The sequence below is a fragment of the Achromobacter xylosoxidans genome (assembly GCF_001457475.1).
GTDB lineage: Bacteria > Pseudomonadota > Gammaproteobacteria > Burkholderiales > Burkholderiaceae_B > Achromobacter > Achromobacter xylosoxidans.
The window spans coordinates 6,282,447-6,304,459 of record NZ_LN831029.1; the positions used below are offsets into that span (position 1 = coordinate 6,282,447).

Consider the following 22,013-nt stretch of genomic DNA (forward strand, 5'->3'; position numbering starts at 1 on the left):
ATGGGTCCGAAACAACCAGAACCCGGCCGGGTGATAGTGATCTCGGCCGGCGGAAAGTCCCTCGTTTCCGGTCTGTACTGGCAGACACTTTCGCAACCCCAAAAGGTCATGAAAGAGGCGCGCGAGATCGGCAAGCGAGACGGTATGGACATCGTCGCTATTCGCCGACTGCCCACAATCATCCAGGCCGGCTTTGTGCGCAAGCAAGCGGGAGTTCAGAAAGGCATGTTCAGCCTCGCCTCGATCGTGGCGGACCTGCTGCTGCGTAAAGAGGGGCAGTCCACGCTCGACCCCCTTATTGCGGCCTTCGCGGTCGGAGATGGGCGATTCGCCATTGTCGCGTTCAAGGATGGCGGCGTGGTGCCTGACTCGGACGTTGTTTTCGACACTCTGGCTCAGGCACAGGACGCAGTGCGCGCTCTTTACGCGCTGCTCTCTTCCAAGGGGAAGGAAGTCACCGTCTACGCCCCATCCGAGCTCGACTTTGGCGGTGATGCATCTGTCACGCTGGAGGTACTCGCCCGAGCTGCCACGCGCGATCACAAGCTAAAGCCGCTTCGCTTCGGGCTGAGTCGCCGCGAATGGCTTCTCCTGGCCCTTTCGGTGGCGGCGATCATCGCGCTCACCATCGTCTATATGGTCTGGCGCCAGCACGAACGCGAGCGCGAAGAACGCCTTGAACGGCTCCGCCAGGCCGAGCTGGAGCGCGTTCGGAAAGATAGTGGCCAGGACGTTCGGCCTGCCGCTTTGGTACATCCATGGACGACTACGCCCTCCGTGCCCGCGATGATTTCGCACTGCATAGCAGCCGCGAGATCGACACCACTGGATGTCGCTGCATGGGAACTCCGCGCGCAAAACTGCACGCCGAGTTCATACGAGGCGGCATATGCGCGGCGGCCCGGCGCCACGGTCATGGAGTTCAGAGCAGCAGCGGCAGCGGTGTTTCCCCCGGGATACGCCGTGTCGATCCAGGCGGACGCCGACCAAGCGACAGTGCGCGTCATGTCCAAAGCGCCTGCGGGAGGCGACGACGAGATGCTGGAGATCGGACACAGGGTGGATAGCCTTGTCTCCCACCTCCAGAAGCAGCTTATTCCGATCAAGGTCGCGCCAAAGGCTCCGCCTACTCACAGCACCCCCAACGAGCAGGTAGGCGAGCCCGCCCCGGACTGGAGCACTGCGACCTTCGAAATCGTCAGTGATTGGCCTGCCGCCTCCGTCTTCGCCGGTTTTGACACGCGCGGCGTGCGGCTGCTGGAGCAGTCTACGTCCCTCAAGGAGAGAAAGCTCTCCTACACGCTTAAAGGAGAGATCTATGGAAAGTAAGAACGTATTTGGCCTAGCGGCGTTCGTCGCTCTGATGCTCGGACCTGTCTCCCACGCGGTCGGGCAAGTCGCGCGCTCGCCCGACTCTGGCCCCGCAACCGCGAGCACCCTCGCAGACCTCGCCGAAATCCAGCTACGCAGGCTCACTTATGAAGCGCTGACCGGAATGAATGAAGCAAAACTGGCCTACGAAAAGACGTCTCGCGTCGAAGATCGCAGTGCGACCGGCGTTCCTACGGTTCGGTCTGTACAAGGGATTGGAGGGAAGCTATCCGCCATTTTGGTGTACGCGGGCGGCGCGCAGGCCACAGCTCGCGCAGGCGAGGACATCCCCGGAGGCTATCGCGTGAAATCAATTTCCGTAGACAGGGTGGTCCTTACGCGGAACGGTCAAGACCTACGCCTGGGCTTCTCGGCGGAAGCCCCCCAAAGCGTTACCGAGGGCTCTGTTCGCCTGACGTCTCCCTTCCCCGGGGCCGCGGTTCCATTCCAGCCTGGAAGGTAAACATAAATGGACACCACCATCCATGCCCCCAACTCGCCCGAAGGCCAGAACGAGACACTCGCCCCGCCCATGGCGCCTGCACGCCGAGTTCAGAATCTCAGCGCTGTCGGCGGGGACTGGCAGGCGCCTGAGTACGTAATCGACCGCGTCGTGCTGGCCGACGACGGCGTCCTGTACGTGGACGAAGAGCACAGCGACGATATGCGTGTGATGTCATACATATCGCGCCTTCGCCTCAACCGAGTAAGTTTCGAACTGCGGACGGTCAGTCACACCGAGATCAAACGCCTACAGCAGTCCGCGAAGGACGGCGCTGCGCTCTCCATGGCCGAAGGCCTCGGAAACACCAAGACCGCCCAGCAAGAACAGATCAATCGAATGATCTCCGAGGCAGCGAGCCTGGGCGCGAGCGACATTCACTTTCTTCCCGACGTCGATAAGACGTATGTGAAATACCGAATCAACGGCATTCCGGAGAGTCGATTCACCCTGGAGCGCGCCGTGGCGGAGGACCTAATCTCCACGCTCTACACGTCGATGTGCGAGAAGCCCGACAACTACGAGCCGTCCCGAAAGCAGAACGCTCGACTCATGGAGCGCTACGCCCGCCAGTCGGGATTGTTTGTTTGCCGGATTGCGACTGGCCCAGCGGCACGCGGTCGAAAGCTCGTCATCCGTCTCTATCCCGATACCGGAGACTCGCCGAAGTCCATGGCGGAGCTCGGCTACCTGCCCGAACAATGTGCCCAAATTCGATCATTCGGCCGCAAGACGTCCGGAATCGTATTGGTGACAGGGACCACTGGCTCGGGCAAGTCCACCACACTGAACCACTACCTGAAGCAAGCGTTGCTGCAAGCAGAAGGGGAGCTCATCGTCGCGACGGCCGAAGACCCCGTCGAGCAGCCCATTCGGGTGGTCACCGTCCGCAATGGCGCCGAGGCCGTCTACGTGGCAGTTCAGGAACCGATTATCCCGGCAGGCACCAGCGAAGAAGACGTTGAAGCAGCGTGGGTCGATGCCATCGATCACATGCTGAGGTCAGATCCGGACTCGATTCTGATCGGCGAGATTCGTGGGAAGGCCTCGGTGAGAGCTGCTATCCGCGCAGCGCTAACCGGCCACCCTACCCTTGCAACGCTGCACGTCAAGGATGCTATGAGCGCTTTTGACAGGCTCGAAGATTCCGGCGTGCCACGCAATTTGCTCACCGATCCAACCCTGTTCATCGGCATCATCAACCAGGCCCTAGTTCCGGTCCTATGTCGGCATTGCAGCAAGCCGTTCGCCAAAGCGGAGGGCGAACTTGAGCCGGGGCTTCGCGACCGGGTTAGGCGAGTCTGCGACGTATCGGGTGTTCGGATTCGAGGCGAGGGCTGCTCGCATTGCCGCCGCGGCCTGGTCGGACGTACCGTCTGCGCCGAAGTGGTGTCCCCGACCCCCTCACTGATGTCGGTCTACCGTAAGAACGGGACGTTCGCTGCGCAGAAATATTGGGTGCAGGAGATGGGTGGCGTAACCCAGTGCGGGCATCTGATCCGATTGATCGAAGCAGGCCGCGTGGATCCGGATCTCGGCGAGCTTATGGTTCGGCCGCTAGACAGCGACGACTGGCTCGCTGAAGGCATAGGGCCGCGCAAGGCCAGGCGCACGCGCCGCGCCCAGCGGACACTCTTCAACCGCCGGAGCTCTCGTCATGGCAAAGCTTAGCTCGCGTCGCCGCATAGTGATCTACCGAACCCTCTACGCCATGGCGCGATCGAAGGTTCCGGTCTTCGACGCCCTTGTCGACATTCAGAAGGCGCATAGCCGCAATGGTCGCCGCCCGAAGGCGACTATCGCGGTCTTCGCACACGAGGTGCTAGTGCGCCTTTCCAGCGGGATGAGCGGCGATCGGTTTTCCGAGGCACTCGAAGGTTGGCTTCCGGGCACCGAGATCTCTATGCTCGCTTCAGCCCAGAAAGCGGGGGACATCGCCACCGGGTGCGAAGACGCCATAAAGCACATCAAGCGCCAGGCACGTGTCCGCGCCGCAATTATTAGCGCTGTCGCGTACCCGGCAGTGATTCTAACTATGGCCGCCGTGCTACTGGCTTTTGTCTCCTTCAAGGTGGTCCCAGTTTTCGCCAGAGGCTCGGATCCAACAACTTGGACGGGGTACACCGCCTTTGTCTACTGGATGAGCGAAACCATCCGGCATTTCGGCATTTTCATCCTGGCCGGCCTTGTCGCGGTTGGCTTTGCGATCCGTTGGTCGCTGCCCAACTGGACCGGATCAATGAGGCTGGCGTTCGAACGCATTCCCCCATGGTCCACGTACAAGACCATGCAGGGCGCGGTTTTTTTTTCCAATCTCGCAATCCTGCTTAATGCCGGTGCGGATTTGCTGCAAACCATGGTGCATATCCATAAGCACGCGAGCCCCTGGCTGCAACAGCGCCTGCAAGACACTATGTATGGCCTCAGTATGGGCAAAAACCTTGGCGTCGCGCTAGACCTGGCAGGTCACAAGTTCCCGGACGAAGAATCGATCGCGTACATCACCACAATCGCCTCGCGCGAGGGATTCGCCTATGCGCTGTCTGAGTTTGCTGCCAACTCGGCAGAGAACGCCGCGCTGCGGCTTGAGGCGTCGGGCAAGGTCATCTTCTTCCTGGGCTTGATTGGCGTAACCGCACTCGCCGCCGTGATTTTCTTCGGACTATTCGGACTTCAGACCGCCGCGATGGGCGATCGAGTTTTCTAACTGCGCGCCGAAGGCGCGTTGCACAACTACTCCCGTTTATTGGAGCATCACATGACCCTTAACATCGACCCTTCCTGCACCGCTGCACCAGCCGATCGCGAGTCGCTATCCGACGGCGCTTCGCAGAAGGTCACTGGCTATGCGCTTCCTCACGCCGGCACGCCGGTAGCTCGCCAAGCAGGAGCCTCCGTCGCCGATTTCCTGGCGTGGATGCTGCTTGCCGTTATCGTGGCCAGCGCCATCTTTGGAGGCTACTACGTCCTCAATAAGGACACCGAGAACAACACGGAAGCTCAGAACATCGCCCAGCTCGTCAAGGGGGCCAAGCTCCTCCGGGACATGAATGGGTACGCCAATGTCACAACTGCGGCGCTACAAGCCGCCGGCGCGATTCCGAGCAACATGGTCGGCGCGACGACGGGCACGCTGTATCACAGTTGGGATGGCGAGGTGACTGTCGTTGGATCGGCCACCCAGTTCGTGATTACCTACCGGGCTGTCCCCAGCAGCAATTGCATCCCTCTGCGCGCCAACCTCTCCCGGACGGCTCAGTTCGTCAGCATGACCAATTGCCCAACCACCGGCAATGTTGACCTTGTAATGACTGCACGCTGATGGACAACACACCCGTTACCTTGGAGGAGGCAACCAGCCTCCTCGACCTGAGATTCGTCGATATGATCATCGGGCCCGACTACGCCGAGCTTCGTGAACTGGAGGGAAGTCAATCGCTCTCAGACAAGGTCCCGGGCCACCTGCAGGCGGACGTCAATCTGCTGCGTCAGCAATGCAGGCAGGCACTGCGGACACTGACGAAGTCGGAGTTCACCGCCACCCTAGGCGAGGAGAAGTTCAGGGTGACGCAGCTCTTCGACGTGGACTCGCAGGACATATTCATCCTGGCCCGCGCGGATGTGAAGACACGACCGCTGAGATCGCTCGGTATGGCGGACCGGCTATTCAACCATTTGATACAGCCGAAGCTGAGTGGCCTAGTCGTCGTGTCGGGAGGAATGCGCCACGGAAAGACGTCCACCGCTGATGCGATCTTCATCGACCGGCTTGAACGGCATGGTGGGCTTGGCATCGCGTTGGCTGATCCGCCTGAAACATCGTTGAATGGCATGCACGGGAGGGGCCGCGCGATTCAAATCGAGGTGGCACGCGAGCATGGCGGTTACCAAGAGCAGCTTATGCGAGGGCTGCGTTCTCGCGCGAACATCTTCTATCTTGGGGAGACCCGCGACCCGTCCTCCGCAATCGAGGTCGTCCGTGTAAGCGGCAACGGATGGCCCGTCCTCACCACACTGCACGCAGACAGTCCGGAGCTCACTTTCACCAAACTGCAATCGCTATGCGCTGGCTCGGGCGCATCGGTTGAGTCGTTCAACGCCATGCTGGCTGACAACATCAGCGCGGTGATTCACCAACAGCTTGAAACAGTCAAAACAGGCACTGGGATTGCCAAGCGCCTGCAAATCAACTGGCTGGTGTTGGATGGCAAAGAGGACACTGCCATCCGGGCCAAGATCCGCAAAGGCGACTTCGCCGGACTGAACACAGAAATTGCAGCGCAGAAAGCCGCTGCCATCTTCGGGAACAGATTATGAACCGACGCTACCAATTGACCGCTTCAAGGCGAAAGCAGGCGGGCTTCACAATGGTCGAGGGCATGCTGGTGCTCCTTCTCTTCGCGATAGGCCTGGGAGCATGGCTCTGGAACCAGACCGACTACATGGCCACGCTCACAAGCCGCCAAGCGGCATTTCATCAAAAACAGGTGGGCAACGCCGCTGCGGCATACGTCAAAAACAACTATGCATCTCTTCTGGCTGCTACCGCCGGCGGTCCTGTCACGATCTCACTGGACACGATCCGCAACGCTGGGAACCTGCCCGCCGCCCTGCCCGCGCTCAATCCTTACGGCCAGGCCTATACGCTCGCAGTACGCCGCGTAACGCAGGGTGGCCAGAACATTCTCGAAGCACTCCTGGTGACAGGTGGCGGCGACATTCCGGAACAAGACCTGCGTCGTACCGCTGCATTGCTGGAGGGAGGCGGGTTCGTTCTCGCGCGCCAGCCCGCCATAGCTCAAGGCTCAATGGGAAGCTGGCAGGTGCCGGTTTCCGGCTTCGGACTGGCATTGCCCGGCGGCAACTTGGCCACCGCGCTGTTCTTCAACAGCGCCGGCCAGGTTACGGACTATCTCTATCGAAATTCGGTCGCTGGGAGGCCAGAGGTCAACCGGATGAACACGAGTATCGACATGAATGGCAATGACCTCAATAACACACGCACCGTTCGCACTCAGACCGTGGAGGCCTCCGGCAATATCAATACTAAGAGCGCACTGGTAATACAGAACGCTGACGGATCTACCCGTAGCGGCTGGTATACAGCAGGCAACGATGGCTGGCTTCGCGTTCTAAATGACAATCATGTGGTCACTGCAGGCGAAGTCCGCGGCGGGGCACTACGTTCGATGGGCCAAACCTATTCTCACGGACGCCTCAACGCCTACGAATACGTGTACGTCGGCGGGGTCGCCAACGAAGGCTGGGCATGCGAAGCAAACGGCCTGGTGGCCAGGACGGGAATCGGTGAACCCCTATCCTGCCAGGCCGGAGTGTGGCGAAAGTCTGGCGGAGGACAATTTCGCTGCGAGTACTACTTCGCGGGACGTGCCGATAATTACCTCCCTACGGACAACTCTTGGTGCCCGGCCGGCATGATCGTAACCAGCGTAACCAGCGCAGGCAGGAACCAGAATTTCTACAACGTCATGGGAAAGAGCCTGTACGCGGGCAACGTCGGGCACGGCTACACGTGCTGCGGGATCTCTTGACCACCTCCGGCGGCGACCCCGTCCCAAAGGACGCACAGCTATGAGCATACTGATGATTCCGCTGCTGGCGCTGTTCATCCTAATTGCATCTCTGGCCTCCACGTCGGAGCAGACTACGTTGGATATGCAGCAGCAGCACGAGGCGGTCGTGTCCGGAGGCAGTCTGCGCATCTACGCGAATTCAGTAGCCAGGTTTGCAAAATCTAACCCAACGTTTTCTGGATCAGCCCCGTCCACGGCGCTCGACCTTCCGACCTGGTTCAGCCCACAGTTCGGCACGGGCAATGTCGTTGTGGGTGGCACCGCCTACATCTACTTTCTTCCAGGCGGACGCGCGGTAGATCTATACCGGATGTTCCCGGACGACGAGGATGGCCTGCCGATTCTCTTTGGCGTCGCCAGGAGCGGTATTCTGAGCTCGCCTTCTGGCGGGGCGGCAGTCCTTTCGTTGCCGCCCGGTGTGCCCGACGGGGCGATTGTGTACGTCCTTTAACCGCAAGGCCAACAAAAACCCCCGTCCGGCGGTGCCGGGCGGGGGTTGGAGCGCTTCATGCGCTAAGGTTGCGAGCGTTACGGGCCGCTGCTGGCCTGGGATAGCGGATAGGGTTGGCGCCCGAGTAAGCTTGACTATAGGCTTGCCACAGACGACGAAGTCGCCTCTGGCAAGCCTACTCGGGCCAAGTGTGCCCTGCCCTGGACAGAGCCGGGATCGGAAGAGAGAGCCGCGGCCGGTTCAGGGCCGCGACGGGTAGCTCAATTTCGATCGAGGAACGCCAATTCACCGAATCGACTGAGGGTGGAGGACACTGCTTTTTTCATCTGGCCTGTTCAGCAGCCTAACCAGATATTCGGGATGCGCCTTTTTGAGTGCGGCGCGCACTGAACAACCTGCGAAGTCTTCTTCAATATGCACCACCGGCGCACATTGAAGAAAACTCCACGTGTGTGGAGTTTCCGGGGTTGGCTAGGACTCAGTTGTCATCCGTGCCAGTTCGAACGCCATCGGCCGAAGCCTCGGGTTCAACGTACTGATAAACCATCACGCCATCAACTTTCGCCATGTGGATCTTCAGTAAGCGGCCCTTGAGGACCACCCCTGTTTGACCGGCACGGGTGCCGCTCGTGATCTTGTAGGTGTCGATGTACGGATCGCCGATGGTCACGGACGCCAGGACCTTGCGGCTGGAGTCGTTCGCGGCTTCTTGAAGCTTTTCGCTCATGACCTTGATGGCGTCTTTGCCGACGACCTTTACGTCGCAATTGAGCCAGGTGAGTGAATCCGCACTGCCTTCCTGCGCCTCACCGTGAAAGATGCTGATGCTGCACGCAAGGAACGGAGCACCTTTCTTGGGCTTAACTTCGCGAACACGACGAACATAGCCGAGGCCACGAAGATGAGCATCGAAGTACTTGGGGGTGTTTGCTTGAGCCATGACGGATCTCCTAAAGAAAAGGGGAACCGCCGCCCCATTCGGGGAGGAAAGTTCCCCGATGGGCTGAAAAGACACTCCTGGTCGCTAGGACCTGCGGTCACCGAATGGTGGAGCCAAACCGCAGTGCTACAAAAGATTCCGACATAAGCTGTCGGACGGCTTTCTAGCCGACATCTTACGTTTCGGCGATGAAGAAATCAATGGAATTTCCTGCAGCACCACACCAATTTTCGAGAGAGAGGAAAGTCCCTCACTCCGGACTCGGAGCCTTAAAGGAAAGTATGGTCGCGGGAGCTCGGCGCGGCAGCAAGTCTCGGCACGGGTCGACCGACGTCAGTTCCGCCGCCGGCACCGTTTCGACAGCGCGCACTTCGCACCCTTCGCTGTCCAGCGTCACTGTTTCGACTTCTCGGCTATCCCCACATTCAGCGAGGATTGACACGTCACCAAGACGTTCGTGTCTTGCCTGAGTTCCAGCACGGCACTTGCTTGCCCAGGGAGAAATAATGTTCATTGCGAGTTCCTTCATCGAGGTTGTTCACCTGTGGGCGGCAGTGGCCCCAGCCGGAGATCGTTATAGCCGACAGGCCGCGCTGGCACTGGCCCGCCTTGTTGTAGGACCGGAGCTGCAGCGCCGTTTTGAACCTCCGAAGCACTCCAGTCGAGGTTGGATTCAACTTCGTCGCCGTCGCCCTCGTCGCCAGAGGCGGTTGGTGGGCTTTGGACGGGTATGTGGTCGGAGTCGGACCCTGCCGCTGCGAGAACAGACGATCGAACGACATCAACGCGGCCTGCAGGCAGCAGCACGGAGAAGCGGTCCGGCCTGCCAGGTACAAAAACGTAGTTGCCTCGCACCTCGGCATCTCCCCGAGCCCCTCCTGGCAGTTCAATTGGCACCGACCGCAGCTTCGACGGCAACGGCTGGTCCAGGACCAGAATGATTTTTCCATGGTCACCAAATGCGCGTACCGCAACGTGGCCGCCGTCCGAACTGACCGTGTAGTCGAAGTCCAATCCCTCCGGCGCGACATGCAGGGCACCGGAGGTTGTCGCGCAACCAGACAGTGCGATCACCGCGACCAGGCCGAGCCCCGCAAACACCGATCGTGTCACGTACTTCGGGATTGAAAATACGGAGTTCAAGTTTATTCCTAAGCCACGGCAAAACAGGACGCTGCCACCGCAGCACCGCAACCATCATAGAGCGGCGGCAAGCTCCAAAAAAGCTCGGTAGCCCTCTTGCCAAACCGTTGAGATTGTGTGTAGGATTCCGCCCAGTATGCCCGTCAGAGCTCATCTGGCATCTTTTGCAGTGCTGCGGTTTGGCTCCACCATTCGGTGACCGCAGGTCCTAGCGACCAGGAGTGTCTTTTCAGCCCATCGGGGAACTTTCCTCCCCGAATGGGGCGGCGGTTCCCCTTTTTCATTCAGGAGAACCGACATGAGTTCAACGTTCAGCGTTGCAAGCCTTTCTATCGCCTTTGGCATCTGCGTCGGCGCCATTGTCTGGGGGGCTATTTCCCTGGCACCGCGGGCCTACGTGGCCGTGCGCGCATGCGCCCACGGCTTCACGCATAGCCGAGGCAACACCCGACGTGCGGCTATTGTCACCTCGATCGCGGTGACCGGCCTTCTCGCCGGATGTGCAAATCAGAGCGCCTCAGGCGGCGTGTACAGCTACCAGCAAGCTCAGCAGGTGCAGCAGGTCCAATCGGGGACGGTCATTTCGGCACGACCAATCACCATTCAGGCCGGCTACAACTCCGGGGCAGGCATGGCAGCAGGTTCCGCACTAGGCGGATTGGCGGGCAGCGCCATCGGAAACCACAAGGGGTCCTATGTCGCGGCAGCCATAGGCGCGCTCATCGGCGGTATCGCCGGCAATTCTGTCGAACGCAAGGTGTCCGAAGCCGCTGGCATCGAAGTCGTTGTACGACTCGATAGTGGTCAAACCCAAGCAATCGCGCAGGAGGCTGACATCCCGCTCAAGCCTGGCCAACGGGTCCAAGTCCTGAGCGGTGCCGGCGCAGTTCGCGTCATCCCGATTTAAACCCAAGCAGTGGCGCCCATTGGACGCCCTGCTCCTTCCCCTACCGGGCCCACGCCCGAACGGGCGAGTGGGCTCTTCTTCGGAGCTTGCGATGAGCAATCATTTCTTCAAAACCCTGCACAACGGCCATGCCATCACGGTCAATCTAGGCTGGGACCGCCCCATGGGCCATTTCTTCCTGGTCATACCGAAGCCGGTCGAGCTTCTTGACACTGATCCGGATGCAGACGACGACGGCGAATTCGGCGGCGACTTCCTTTATTCAAATCTTTACGAGCGAAATCCCTTTGGGTTGGACCTCGATTACTTCCGCGGAGTCTTGCATCGACTCGGCATTACCCTTCCCGAGAGCATGTACGTCGAGGTGCTTGCGGATCGTCGCAATAACGTGGGCAACCGCCTCGTCACACACCAGGCGGATGGCACGTTCTCCGAACATCCGATCTAAGACTGCTGTTCTCATTGACCCATCGGGGCCTCCCGATTGGGGGGCCTCCCTCTTAAAGGCCCAACTATGCCTCACCACTCAAACCGAGAAAGAATGACAAACGTTGAGTGCGTCACGGACTTAATGGAGTTCTCCTCCTATGGCCCGCTCGCTCAAATGTTTGTCGTAGACGCGCTCCTCAAGCACGCGACGAGCGTCGCGAAGTTCAGCGACGAAGATCTCCAAAACTGGCCTGAGAATCATCTCATCCACCCCCATTCATGGAGAGGTGTTGCGCAAGAAATCAAAACGAAACTTGAGCAGCACCTCAACCCCGACGCATCTTCGGAAGTGACGTAAAAATTCTGGAAACTGCCACAGGAACCGCGAATTCGTAGGGCCTGACGCAATCCAGTCCATCCCTCGCGCGGGTTTGCATTCCCGCGCAGCCCCTCTCATTCATCTTGGCCCCTAAGGGGCCGCTTTTTTTTCTGGAGCAACACCATGATCAAGATCCCCGGCACGCTGGAGGTCAAGACGATTCGAGGCGGCAACGGCGACTTCAATGTCGGTGAGCTGCAAACCGCAATCGGTGAATTCAAAATCAAGGACAAGATCTTGGAGCAGTTTCAGTCGGGCTCCTACCCCGGCGAGTTTCTAATCTCGAAGATCTATCCGCACTCATACACGTGGTACGGGAAGATCACAATTGAGATTCGCGCCATGCTCGCGGACGTGATGCTAGACAGCGACGACCCTGGCGACTCGGAGATTGCCACTCAGGCGACCGAGCCCGATCCAGCGGATGAAGAACGCAGTTCCCCATCGATCGCTACGCAGAGCGAGGCCGCAACTCCAAAGGTCTTGTCGGCGGAAGAGGCCCCTCCTCCTCCCGCAGCGAGCGCTCCACTTGCGACCGCCGAGCAGCCCACGGCGTCAAGCGTGCCCTTCGAGGACAGCGAGCTCTTGGAAGTCTTCGGCGCTGAGCTTACGGAGCTGATCAAAGCCCGGCAGCCAGTAAAGCTAGATCCGTCGGTCGACCGCGCGCTGTTCCGGTCGCAGCGCGATTGGCTCGGGAAGCGACTCAACTACAGCTTCCGTGCTGCATCTCAAACCTGGCACGTCAAATAACACCAATCCCTCGATGCGCAGGTCCGGCTTCAGCCGGCCCGCGCTTCAAACCTCCACTACAGGCAGAACCCCATGGCACTTATCTTTCCTAGGCTCGCGCAGAACTTCATTCGCAACGGCTATTTTCCAACCGACGAGGAGACACTGAAGCGAGTTTGCTCCGCCCTTGAGCTGCTCGATCCTGATGCGGGGGCAAGGCTCTATGACCCCTGCTGCGGAGAAGGAAGCGCCCTTAACTGGGTGGCTTCCGCTCTGGACGCGTTTCATGCCTCAAAGTCCACAGTGACGTATGGCGTCGAATTTGACCGGAGCCGCGCCTGGCACGCAAAGGAGCTCCTCTCGTCAGCACTTCACGCTGATGTCCACGATGTGTTTGTATCAGCGCGGTCTATGAGCCTCCTGTTCTTAAATCCCCCTTATGGAGCCGTGGTGGCCGACAAGGGGCACACTGGCGACCGGCACTATGACCGCTTGGAAAAGGTCTTCTACCAGGCCGCGGTGCCATCGCTCGCTTTCGGCGGCGTGCTGGTCTTGATCGTCCCACACTATGTGATGGACAAGCAATTTGCGACCATGATCTCCCGGAACTTTGAAGGGGTGCGGGCCCACTTGGCGCCTGAGCAGGAGTTTCGGCAGCTTGTCGTCTTCGGTGTAAAGAGGCGTTCCGACTCACCTGACCCCAATGTTGTGAAAAGGTTGGTCGAAATTGGGCAAGGAGCACTTCCGTCCGAGCTACCCGCTGAATGGACCACTGCACCCTATCTTGTGCCGCACGTTGCCGGTCAGCTCGCATTTCTGTCCACGAAAATCGACGCCGAACAGTTACGTGACGAGCTTCAACGCATAGCACCTTCGACTTTATGGCCGCAGCTCGGACGCTTCTTTTCGACCGGTGAAGTCACTCATCGACGCCCGCTCTGCAACCTCTCTGACTGGCATCTTGCGCTTGCGCTCGCGGCCGGACAGATAAGTGGCGTAGTGGAGGGCGACGACGGGACCAAGCTGCTTATCCGGGGAGACACGATCAAGGTCAAAGTCCAGGAAGTTCAGCTTGAAGAAGCCAGCAATGGCGATGTTCGCACCACGATCGTGATGCGCGACAAGTTCGTACCGACCATCGTCGGAATCGACTTCACGCCAGGAGCGCGCTTGGGCCGTCTGGTCAACATCCGGTGACTCAAGCCTTATTGAAACAGCCCCTCGCGTTCGCGAGGGCGCTGCCCTAAGCGTATCTCCATGCACTTAGGCCAGCGTTCCACGAAGCCCAGCGTTACTGGGCCGCCGCCGGCGTAACCGGCATCCTTTTGGTTCGGCTCCATGGGCTTTTGCCCAGGCCAAGGTCCTCCAGACCTGGAGTGTTTTCTTAACCCTTGCGGGCAACCTCCCGCAGGGTGCCCGCTGTCGCTTGGATATGACCAATGACAACGCCCTCAAATTTCATCGTAACTTTCGAAGTCGCGTATCGGCATCTCATAAAGGTCGGCGTAGAAGCGCCGAACGATCTAGCCGCATTGCAGCAAGCCGAAGCGGCTTTCGGGAATGCCACACTATGGGCAGAAGATTCCCCGCAAAAACTCCTTCATGATGACTTCCATGAGGATGGGGAATGCGTGAACCGATACGTTACCTATTTGGGAAGCGCCCCGCTTCCGTCTCCGGGCGCAAGCGTTCAGGAATTTGAGCTCCATTCGAGGGCCCGAAGCCTTCTTCAGTTCTGCCGCATGGTTTCTGATGCCGCACCTTCATTAACCGAGCAAGTCGTCGATCTCGACCGCCTGCTTGAGGTAAGGCTGTCTGCACGCTCGATTCAGCAGATTCGCGAGCTGTTGCCGTACTTGGCTTCTATCGAGCTCGCATCCTAACTGTGACCCGTTGCGATTGATCTAAATTCTGGAGCGCATCTATGATGTTCCGCATTCGCGAACTGCAAGATCTATTTGTAGACGCCTGCGTGAGGTTTCCTAACGGAGACCTTGCTTTTCTGTCGTTCTATGGCCGTGATGGGTCCGCGCAGCAGCTCTTCGCATCGCTGCAACTTGGCGTTCAAGAGGGAGGCCTGCGTCAATTGACACTGATGACGACCTCATCAGCCGTTGAAACCGTAGTCTCTGTCGGAGATGTGAAGCGGCTCGAAAAGCATTCGGGCAGACTGCCTAAGCAAACTCTCTTCGGCGGGCTCCTGCACTGCTGGATCTATGACCCCGCATTGTTGAAGCCGTCCCGAGCTACGCGTAGTGGCTGGGTGCTACGCGACGTTGGTGGCGACGAGCCACCGGGCGCTGCTGCAGACCTGGTATGGGACCTGATCAAGCAGGTCTCTGACGTCCCACTTTTGGATCACTGGCGGGACTTCCTTTTAGGAGAACTAAGCACAGACCTACTGGCCGACTTGAATGATGAGGCCTGCCGGCCTGTCGGGAGGATTAGTCCCACTTTCGTACGTCTTCCCACGGACTTTTCGAGGCGAATTTCTTCTTACGTCCGCAATGGACATCTGACACTTCACCCTAGCGCTTAACAGCGTCTTCTCTTCCCTTCCGGGACACCATCCCGGAAGGGGAGTTGGTGTCTCTCAATCCCCTTTTCTTGGAGCACCATTATGAACGCGATCGTTGACGACGAAGTTGTCGCATTGGAAGAAGCCCAGCTTGATGAAACCGATCACATCCCCCTTCCGGAGTTCATCAGCAAATTTGGCGCTGGCCTGTTGCAGGCCGTCCGAGCGCAGAACCCCCCTATATTTGACGAAGCCCACCGCCCCGACTGGGACGGGATCATAGACTCTCTCTCTCGCACACCGTTCCCGGCTCAACGGCGCGTCGTGCACGCCTTGACCACGCTGCTGACGCAGCATGCGCCAGCCGGCGTCATCAACGCTGAAATGGGCACGGGAAAGACTCTTATGGGCATTCTCGTGGCCACGCTCCTCCATCACGCCGGTTTCCCGAGAACTTTAGTACTTGCACCGCCTCATTTGGTCTACAAATGGCGGCGGGAGATTCGTGCAACGGTACCGAACGCACAAGTCTGGATCCTCAACGGTCCAGACACGCTTCGGAAGCTGCTTCAGCTCAGGACCATGCGAGGTCGACCTGCTGCACCGCAGTTCTTCATCTTGGGCCGCGTTCGGATGCGGATGGGGTTCGATTGGCGCCCTGCCTTCGCAACACGGCCGGTCCTCTTCGACTCGGAACTCGGTCGCGTTTGCAGAAGTGCCGCTTGCTGCCCCCGATGCGGTCAGTTCGTGTGCGACGAGGATGGTGTACCGCTCACACCGACGCTGGCTACGGCGGCCTTGAACGAGCGGCGCACCGCGTGCAATTGCGGCGAGCGCCTTTGGACGCTCGTTCCGAAGCGTGCGACGCCCATGAGCTACCGGGACATGGTCAAAAATGCACTCGTTCAAATGCCCACGGTAGGCCCCCGCACTGCGGACGGCTTGCTTTCTCGCTTCGGCGAGGAAATGCTCGGCGACATGCTGCAGGACAACGTCTACGAGTTCATCAACTTGATGGACGATGAAGGCGACTTAGTCTTTTCAGATCGCCAGGCCAAGCGCATGGAACGGGCACTCGCCTATACCGAAGTGTCTTTCGGACAAGGCGGATTCCAACCGACTGAGTTCATCAAACGGTATCTTCCGCAAGGCTACTTTGGCTTGCTCATTGCAGACGAGGGTCACGAGTACAAGAACGAAGGTTCGGCTCAAGGCCAGGCGATGGGCGTGCTCGCGCGCAAGTGCTCAAAGGCGTTGGCATTGACCGGAACGCTGATGGGAGGCTACGCGGACGACCTATACCATCTCCTCTATCGCCTCCACCCGCGGATGATGATAGAGGACGGGTATAACTTCAACTCAAAGGGGTCGATGGCATCTGCGACGATGGCATTCATGCGTGAACACGGCGTCCTCATCGACATCCACAAGGAATCGAACTCGGGATCTCATCGAACGGCAAAGGGGGATAAGAGGACCATCTCCACCGTCAAAGGTCCGGGCTTTGGTCCGAAGGGGATCATGCGGTATGTGGTCCCATACACGGCGTTCTTGAAGCTGTCTCAGCTCGGTCAGGACGTGCTGCCGCCCTATCGCGAGAGCATGGTGGAAGTCGCTATGTCGCCCGACATGGAGGCGGCGTATCACTATCTGGAGCGCACGCTGGTTGACGAGTTGCGGCGGGCACTGCGTGCTGGTGACAAGTCGCTCATGGGAGTTGTTCTGAATGCACTTCTCGCTTGGCCAGAATGCTGCTTTCGGGCTGAGACGGTTCGGCATCCTCATACCAAGTCGCTGCTTGCTAGCCTTCCAGCGCTGTACGGCAACCAGGATGCGTCGCCTAAAGAGAACGCATTGCTGGAGCGCGTGCGACGGGAGACTGCAAAAGGCCGTCGTACGCTCGTTTACACGACGTACACGGGCACACGCGACACATCGGCCAGGCTAAAGGCACTCTTTGACCAGGCCGGCGTGCGCAGTGCCGTGCTTCGTTCCAGTGTGGCCGCGGAAAAGCGGGAGGACTGGGTAATGGAGCAAGTCGACCGAGGGATCGATGCGTTGATCTGCAACCCGGAGTTGGTCAAGACAGGCCTGGATATGTTGGAGTTTCCGACCATCTTGTTCATGCAGACCGGCTACAACGTCTACACACTGCAGCAGGCCGCAAGGCGTAGTTGGCGGATCGGGCAGACGCGAGACGTGGACGTGGATTTTCTTGGCTATCAGGGCACCGCCCAGATGCGCTGCCTGCAGCTCATGGCTCAGAAGATTGCAGTCTCTCAATCCACATCTGGCGATATGCCCGACTCAGGGCTCGATATCCTGAATCAGGGGGGTGACAGCATTGAAGTCGCCCTTGCGAAGCAGTTGGTTAACTGACTTCGGTGCTTTCTCTCAGGACAGGCTACCCCACACCCGGGGTGGCCTTTTTTTTTGCAAGATGTAGCGCTACGCGCGCCGCCGCTCGCCAAGGACGTCCAGACACGCCCTTAGAACTCGCGCCGGCTCGATAGAGTTGATTTCGTCCGTTCCGTTGTCCGGAACCACATCCCGCGTGTACCTTCGCGCCCAGAACCATTCTGGATTCGGCTCATTGAAGATTCCGACATATGGAACGCACAGGCCTTGGGCGATATGCGACGGACCACAATCATTCGATACGACCAGGCGGGCATTGCGCATGAGCGCGGCGAGCTCTGCTGGCGGCCGACAGAACTCAATCTTGAAGTCGCTTCGGCCTAGGTATGCAATGTGCTCCCGCATTCTTCCTTCGTCGGGACCCAGAACGAAGGTGAACCCTGCAGATCCGGCGAAATGGTTTTGAAGAAGATCCGAGAGCGCCACGTAGTGGTCCAACGCCCATCGCTTGAAATCTCCGGCGCCACCGCCCGGTATGAAAACGATATCGGCCGGTGTGACCTTCCCGACGTGCGGCTTGGAGATCTCCAGAAATGCCTGACGCGCAGTTCGCTCAGGCTCATGCCCCTGATGCGTCGCGAGCAGGCGCAGATTTGCAAGCCCAATGTACTCATTGATGTCTTTTCGATGACTGTGGGTCCATACGCGATCGCCCAGCCGGCCATTCTCGAATCCCATGCGCAGCGCTGGCCGCCGAATAAGGTTAATCAGCGAGTAGCGCTCGCTAGAATGGTGAAGACTTAAGGAAGCGTGAGCTCGGCGTGGCAGCGCGCGCACTTGCGCCGCGAACGCATCCGCTTGGACGAATTCGTCCACCCACGGCAGGCTCGTGTAAAAGTGGCCAACTGCGTACCGGGACACTACACGGACGCGCTTTTCACGCCAAAATTTCTTCAGAAGGCTTAGCGCTGGAAAAGCTACGATTTGATCGCCGAACCTCGGCTGGCTCCTGACAAAAACCACAACATCAGACATAAACCGGACACCTAAACAAGTAGGCGGGGATTTATGGTCGTTTTCGGCACGACGCCGGCAATTTATCACGAGGCTGCACCGTGGCCTATAGGCTGTGCTGGCGCGAAGCGCTGCCAACAAAAAGCCCCCTTTCGGGGGCTGTTTGCAGCGAGCGCGCTTGTCGCGAGACGTCAGATCGCAGCGCTAGCGCCTGGGCTCGCCGCCGCGCGGATGCGCTCAACCTTCTGCAGCTCAGCGATGCCCGCGTCAAAAGCCGCGAGCAGTGTGCGCCGCGGCTTGCAGTCGTCGTAGCCGCGCACGACGATGGAACGCGCTTCGGTGAGCATCGCCAGGCGCTCCATGTCCGAATCGCCGCACACTGCGATCGGCCCTCCATAGTAGATATCGTCCAAGGCCCGCCCCTGCTCATCCCGGTGTTCCAATGGCCACCAATTGTCCAATTCGGAACGGGCAGCGCCCAGCTTCGAGTGGACTCGGCTGGAAAACCCGATGGCCGACAGGCCTCGCATTAGAGGGGCAAGTTGTAGATGTAGCTCAATTGGCATCGCTTTGGCCGGGCGCCAGCGCGACGGGATACCGGTTTGGCCACCATACGGCACCGCGCCGTTGTATTCGCCGTAAGACGGCCCCGGCCGCCGCCGGCGCGGCTTTGCATCCGCTTCGCGTTGAGGACTGACAAAATCGTCATTGCACCTGCCCGTCTCGTGTGGCCACGGGTGGGGCTCCACGACGGGGCGCAGATTGGCCAACGCGTCAGCAACACGCTGCAGCAGGGCGCCGTCCAGGCCAATCAGGAGAGGAATGCACTCGCCGGCGTAGTAGATGCCCTCCCACTTGGGCACCACCATTTTGCAGCCATTACTCTGCAGCCAGTGGGCGCGCTTGGCCTCCATGCGCTTGACCTCAGCCGCATACGGCTCGTCCAGGCACACATAGCTCCCGCTCACAGGGTCGAACCAGTCCGAGTTATGGTCTCTGCCGGGCATGCCGTTCAGCACGCTAGCGATGGCGTCGAACTTCTTGGTCGATACTGGTTGCAGGCCTGTCGCTTCCATGAAGCGCAAGCTGCGCTCCGCCTTCAGTAGAAGGTCCCGAGCCGCCTCTTGGTTGTCCACATTGGTCCGGTGTTCCAGATGATCGACGTATTCCATCCGGAAGCCGTAGAGCCCACGCGCGTGGCCGACGCGGTGCTTGGCCACGATTTCGGGCAATGGACGAGAGAGGTGCACACATAGCAGTTCTCGGCCATGCCTCAGCCCATTGGGCGTCTGATCGTCCTTGCGCGGACGCCGGGTGAACCAGTGCACGGAGATGTAGACGGGAAACCCGCGCGGTGCACTTGCGACGGGAAGCTGGCGCTTCGCGTGCACGAAGTTCTCGTAGCCAGCCTGGCGACTGGCAAGATTGAGAGCGTCTGTGTGGGTGATGTTTTGCTCGCGGCTAATTTTCTTGGCGAGCTGCTTGATGCCGTTCACTGAGAGCGGCTTAATGCTGGCGGTATTCATGCGCTTCGATCCTTAAGGCCCCGTTTACAGAGTCACCGTCGCTCTGAAAGGCCGGAAGGAAGGCATCGGCCAATAGAAGATCAAAGCACTGCTCTAGGAGCTTCGGAAGACGGCGTCCTGCGCGTGCCAGCGCAGATCGACTTTACTCCTCACGAATCGTTGAAGTCAATCAGGCCTGGCAGCGGGTGCGCTGGGACGGGGCACCTGTCGGCCAACCGGTAGAATCAGCTCCGTTCCTGTGTGGAGTTCCACACTTGCCGCCTACCGTGGCGCCATGCCTTTGCGTAGCTTACCGGGCCCCTCCAGCAGTTCACGAACCATCAGCTCCTGTTCAGCCACGCAAGGTTCCGCCGCGAGCGCTTCCCACCATTCATCGTAGACAGGGGCTAGAACGCCGGAAGGGCGTTTGAACCTCGCTCGACAACTGCTTCGTTCGCAGCACAAACGAGCGGTACCGCTTGACCTCCAGCAGCAGGGCGAGCACGTCTGCGTCGGAGATCTTGCCATCAGAGCCACGATGACGGTCCTGAATAGCGCGGAGCTCAGCGAGGGATAAAGGAGATCTGAACGGCATAGGCGAATACTGTATGTTTGCACAGTAAACCTATGTCGTCCTATCCCGCTAGCTAGAGCTGCGCCCTCTCTTGACGGGCCTGCACGGCAGCGGCCACAGCTTTGGCGGTGACTCGACACCGACTTGCCCTTACGTCTATTAGTCGCTATAGTGAAATTACGGCTCTAAGTCGCGTCTATTAGACGCATCCGATCGGAGCAAGACATGAACCAGAATCTCAGCCTGGCGGACACCATGAGGCCCACGTCGGAAGACCTCAAGAAATTGCGGGGGAAAACTCGCCGCACGCAAGCGCAAACGGCGGCCATTCTTGGCGTTGGCCTACGCCAAGTGCAACGTTGGGAGGCAGGTGAGCAGTCGATGCCGCCGGCAACGTGGCGCTTTTTACAGATGTGTGGCCACCGTTTGCCCTCGGACTTCCTCGTCCCGGAAGATGGCGCCACCCGATCTTGGGATCTCGACAGCGACACGATACGGGACACCATTGAGCAAGGTGATTTCGTCCACCTACAGCCTGTCGTTGGCCCGATGATCCAAGCCCGAGTGTGGCTGGACCGCGTGCATGACGGCCTGATCGACGAGGAGTCGTATGGCGGCTTTGTTATCGGATTCCCAGGGCACCCCGAAGCAGGCCAAGAATTCGGTGGCTTCTACATCGGCGAACGCATCACCTTCGCTAAGCGGAACGCCGTCCATGTGGAACAGCGCACACATACCACTGCAAGCGCGTCTAACCAGAAAATGTGACCAGATGAGGCATACTCGCCGCCTCGCACAACTCAAAACACGGAAAGAAAAATGGGGGCCAACTGGAACGAAGGAATGATGCGCTGGGCACCATATGTTGACGCCGAAGGCCGGTCCTTTCCGCTCAACCACTTGCATCCTTTCCGATACCAGTTGGAAACGACTGACGGCCGGACGGTAGAAATCCGTGTAGCTTTCGCGATGCACTGCTTCACGCACGGAAATGAGGTTACCGAGCATGCCCCGGATCTGTACCAGGATGAGCGCGAGGTCCGCAGGTTTTGCCATGACCGCTATGCTTTGTCCCCGCGCTTACCGCTCATTGTTCGCGAGCTGGCCAAACGCAAATGCGGCTATGCCAAGCATGAGAACTACGTCACCATCGACGTGGAGACCGCCGAAGGCTCTACCGGAAGCTATGGTGTCTTCTTCAACGTGCGGAGAATCAAGGACGCCGACGGTCTCGCAGTGCTCCTGACCATCCAGAGCGCCTACGAGCTGGACGCGGGAAAACAGCCGCCAATCCACGGCTCCATCAAGTTCACGCGTTTGATCGAACTGACGCTTGACGGAATCAAGCCGCGCCCGCCTCGAAAATAGTATGACCGGAAAAAGCGAAGGCCCCCGAAGGGGCCCCGTAGTCTGGCGTTCTGTTGCCTCCGCTTTTGGCGGAACCGCTTGCGCGGCAGTCAACGCTTTTGCCCGAAGGCTCACCAGCTATTGCGTTAGGGCTATTGTTGCTCAAATTTGAGCATCGCGCAACCCATCCTTCCCAGCCAGACCGGGTACGACGAAGAATTTGCCTCTGTACGTATCACTGTATATGTAACC

20 protein-coding genes are annotated in these 22,013 nt (G+C 59.2%); 16 read left to right on the plus strand and 4 right to left on the minus strand.

Features of this window, described 5'->3' with window-relative positions:
* The 8 genes from pilO2 to pilM all read left to right on the plus strand — a co-directional run bounded on the left by pilO2 (nt 1) and on the right by pilM (nt 7,918).
* Nucleotides 1-1,329, plus strand: coding sequence for a type 4b pilus protein PilO2 (pilO2, locus tag AT699_RS28320; protein WP_006225793.1), 1,329 nt, complete (start codon nt 1-3; stop codon nt 1,327-1,329).
* 166 nt (nt 1,330-1,495) lie between these two features.
* Nucleotides 1,496-1,834 carry a type IV pilus biogenesis protein PilP gene (gene pilP, locus AT699_RS28325; RefSeq protein WP_223283304.1) on the plus strand — a complete coding sequence of 113 codons (339 nt, stop codon included), beginning with the start codon at nt 1,496-1,498 and terminating at the stop codon, nt 1,832-1,834.
* A 6-nt stretch (nt 1,835-1,840) separates the two neighbouring features.
* On the plus strand, nt 1,841-3,544 hold the full coding sequence (locus AT699_RS28330; protein ID WP_006225791.1) for a GspE/PulE family protein: 1,704 nt from the start codon (nt 1,841-1,843) through the stop codon (nt 3,542-3,544).
* Nucleotides 3,531-4,580, plus strand: a complete 1,050-nt coding sequence (locus AT699_RS28335) for a type II secretion system F family protein (RefSeq protein WP_006225790.1) — start codon at nt 3,531-3,533, stop codon at nt 4,578-4,580. Before AT699_RS28330 ends, AT699_RS28335 begins: the two co-directional genes overlap by 14 nt.
* 51 nt (nt 4,581-4,631) lie before the next feature.
* Entirely contained in the window at nt 4,632-5,195 is a 564-nt protein-coding gene (locus AT699_RS28340) for a type 4 pilus major pilin (RefSeq protein WP_006225789.1), read from the plus strand.
* Nucleotides 5,195-6,190 (plus strand): ATPase, T2SS/T4P/T4SS family, encoded by a 996-nt coding sequence (locus AT699_RS28345; RefSeq protein ID WP_006225788.1) that lies wholly within the window; start codon nt 5,195-5,197, stop codon nt 6,188-6,190. Before AT699_RS28340 ends, AT699_RS28345 begins: the two co-directional genes overlap by 1 nt.
* On the plus strand, nt 6,187-7,425 hold the full coding sequence (gene pilV, locus AT699_RS28350) for a shufflon system plasmid conjugative transfer pilus tip adhesin PilV (protein WP_006226463.1): 1,239 nt from the start codon (nt 6,187-6,189) through the stop codon (nt 7,423-7,425). The genes AT699_RS28345 and pilV overlap by 4 nt, the downstream gene beginning before the upstream one ends.
* Before the next feature lie 40 nt (nt 7,426-7,465).
* Nucleotides 7,466-7,918: a type IV pilus biogenesis protein PilM gene (gene pilM, locus AT699_RS28355; protein WP_006226464.1), complete on the plus strand. Its 453-nt coding sequence runs from the start codon at nt 7,466-7,468 to the stop codon at nt 7,916-7,918.
* Between the two features lie 478 nt (nt 7,919-8,396).
* Here pilM and AT699_RS28360 read toward each other — a convergent pair whose 3' ends face one another.
* Entirely contained in the window at nt 8,397-8,858 is a 462-nt protein-coding gene (locus AT699_RS28360; protein ID WP_006226465.1) for a DUF3577 domain-containing protein, read from the minus strand.
* Between the two features lie 525 nt (nt 8,859-9,383).
* On the minus strand, nt 9,384-10,001 hold the full coding sequence (locus AT699_RS31760) for a hypothetical protein (protein WP_124260339.1): 618 nt from the start codon (nt 9,999-10,001) through the stop codon (nt 9,384-9,386).
* A 298-nt stretch (nt 10,002-10,299) separates the two neighbouring features.
* Here AT699_RS31760 and AT699_RS28365 point away from each other — a divergent pair, with 298 nt between their 5' ends.
* The 6 genes from AT699_RS28365 (at nt 10,300) to AT699_RS28395 (ending at nt 17,342) form a co-directional block, all read left to right on the plus strand.
* Complete coding sequence (locus tag AT699_RS28365; protein WP_006226466.1) at nt 10,300-10,908, plus strand: outer membrane lipoprotein; 609 nt, start codon at nt 10,300-10,302, stop codon at nt 10,906-10,908.
* Nucleotides 10,909-10,999: 91 nt separating this feature from the next.
* Nucleotides 11,000-11,356, plus strand: coding sequence for a hypothetical protein (locus tag AT699_RS28370; protein WP_006226467.1), 357 nt, complete (start codon nt 11,000-11,002; stop codon nt 11,354-11,356).
* 483 nt (nt 11,357-11,839) lie between these two features.
* A complete protein-coding gene (locus tag AT699_RS28380; protein ID WP_006226469.1) occupies nt 11,840-12,466 on the plus strand; it encodes a DUF3275 family protein in 627 nt (208 codons plus the stop codon).
* A gap of 72 nt (nt 12,467-12,538) precedes the next feature.
* Complete coding sequence (locus tag AT699_RS28385) at nt 12,539-13,642, plus strand: DUF6094 domain-containing protein (RefSeq protein WP_006226470.1); 1,104 nt, start codon at nt 12,539-12,541, stop codon at nt 13,640-13,642.
* 242 nt (nt 13,643-13,884) lie between these two features.
* Nucleotides 13,885-14,328: a hypothetical protein gene (locus tag AT699_RS28390; RefSeq protein WP_006226471.1), complete on the plus strand. Its 444-nt coding sequence runs from the start codon at nt 13,885-13,887 to the stop codon at nt 14,326-14,328.
* A 737-nt stretch (nt 14,329-15,065) separates the two neighbouring features.
* Nucleotides 15,066-17,342, plus strand: a complete 2,277-nt coding sequence (locus tag AT699_RS28395) for an SNF2-related protein (protein ID WP_006227458.1) — start codon at nt 15,066-15,068, stop codon at nt 17,340-17,342.
* A 69-nt stretch (nt 17,343-17,411) separates the two neighbouring features.
* On the opposite strand, the gene AT699_RS31275 is transcribed toward AT699_RS28395, so the two are convergent.
* Together AT699_RS31275 and AT699_RS28405 are read right to left on the minus strand one after the other, a co-directional pair.
* Complete coding sequence (locus tag AT699_RS31275) at nt 17,412-18,356, minus strand: glycosyltransferase family 9 protein (protein ID WP_006227457.1); 945 nt, start codon at nt 18,354-18,356, stop codon at nt 17,412-17,414.
* A gap of 170 nt (nt 18,357-18,526) precedes the next feature.
* Nucleotides 18,527-19,861 (minus strand): DUF5623 domain-containing protein, encoded by a 1,335-nt coding sequence (locus tag AT699_RS28405; RefSeq protein WP_006227456.1) that lies wholly within the window; start codon nt 19,859-19,861, stop codon nt 18,527-18,529.
* Nucleotides 19,862-20,639: 778 nt separating this feature from the next.
* On the opposite strand from AT699_RS28405, the gene AT699_RS28410 reads away from it, so the two are divergent.
* Nucleotides 20,640-21,182: a helix-turn-helix domain-containing protein gene (locus tag AT699_RS28410; protein WP_006227455.1), complete on the plus strand. Its 543-nt coding sequence runs from the start codon at nt 20,640-20,642 to the stop codon at nt 21,180-21,182.
* Nucleotides 21,183-21,233: 51 nt separating this feature from the next.
* Nucleotides 21,234-21,782, plus strand: a complete 549-nt coding sequence (locus AT699_RS28415) for a hypothetical protein (RefSeq protein WP_054485450.1) — start codon at nt 21,234-21,236, stop codon at nt 21,780-21,782.
* The last annotated feature ends 231 nt before the right edge of the window (nt 21,783-22,013 follow it).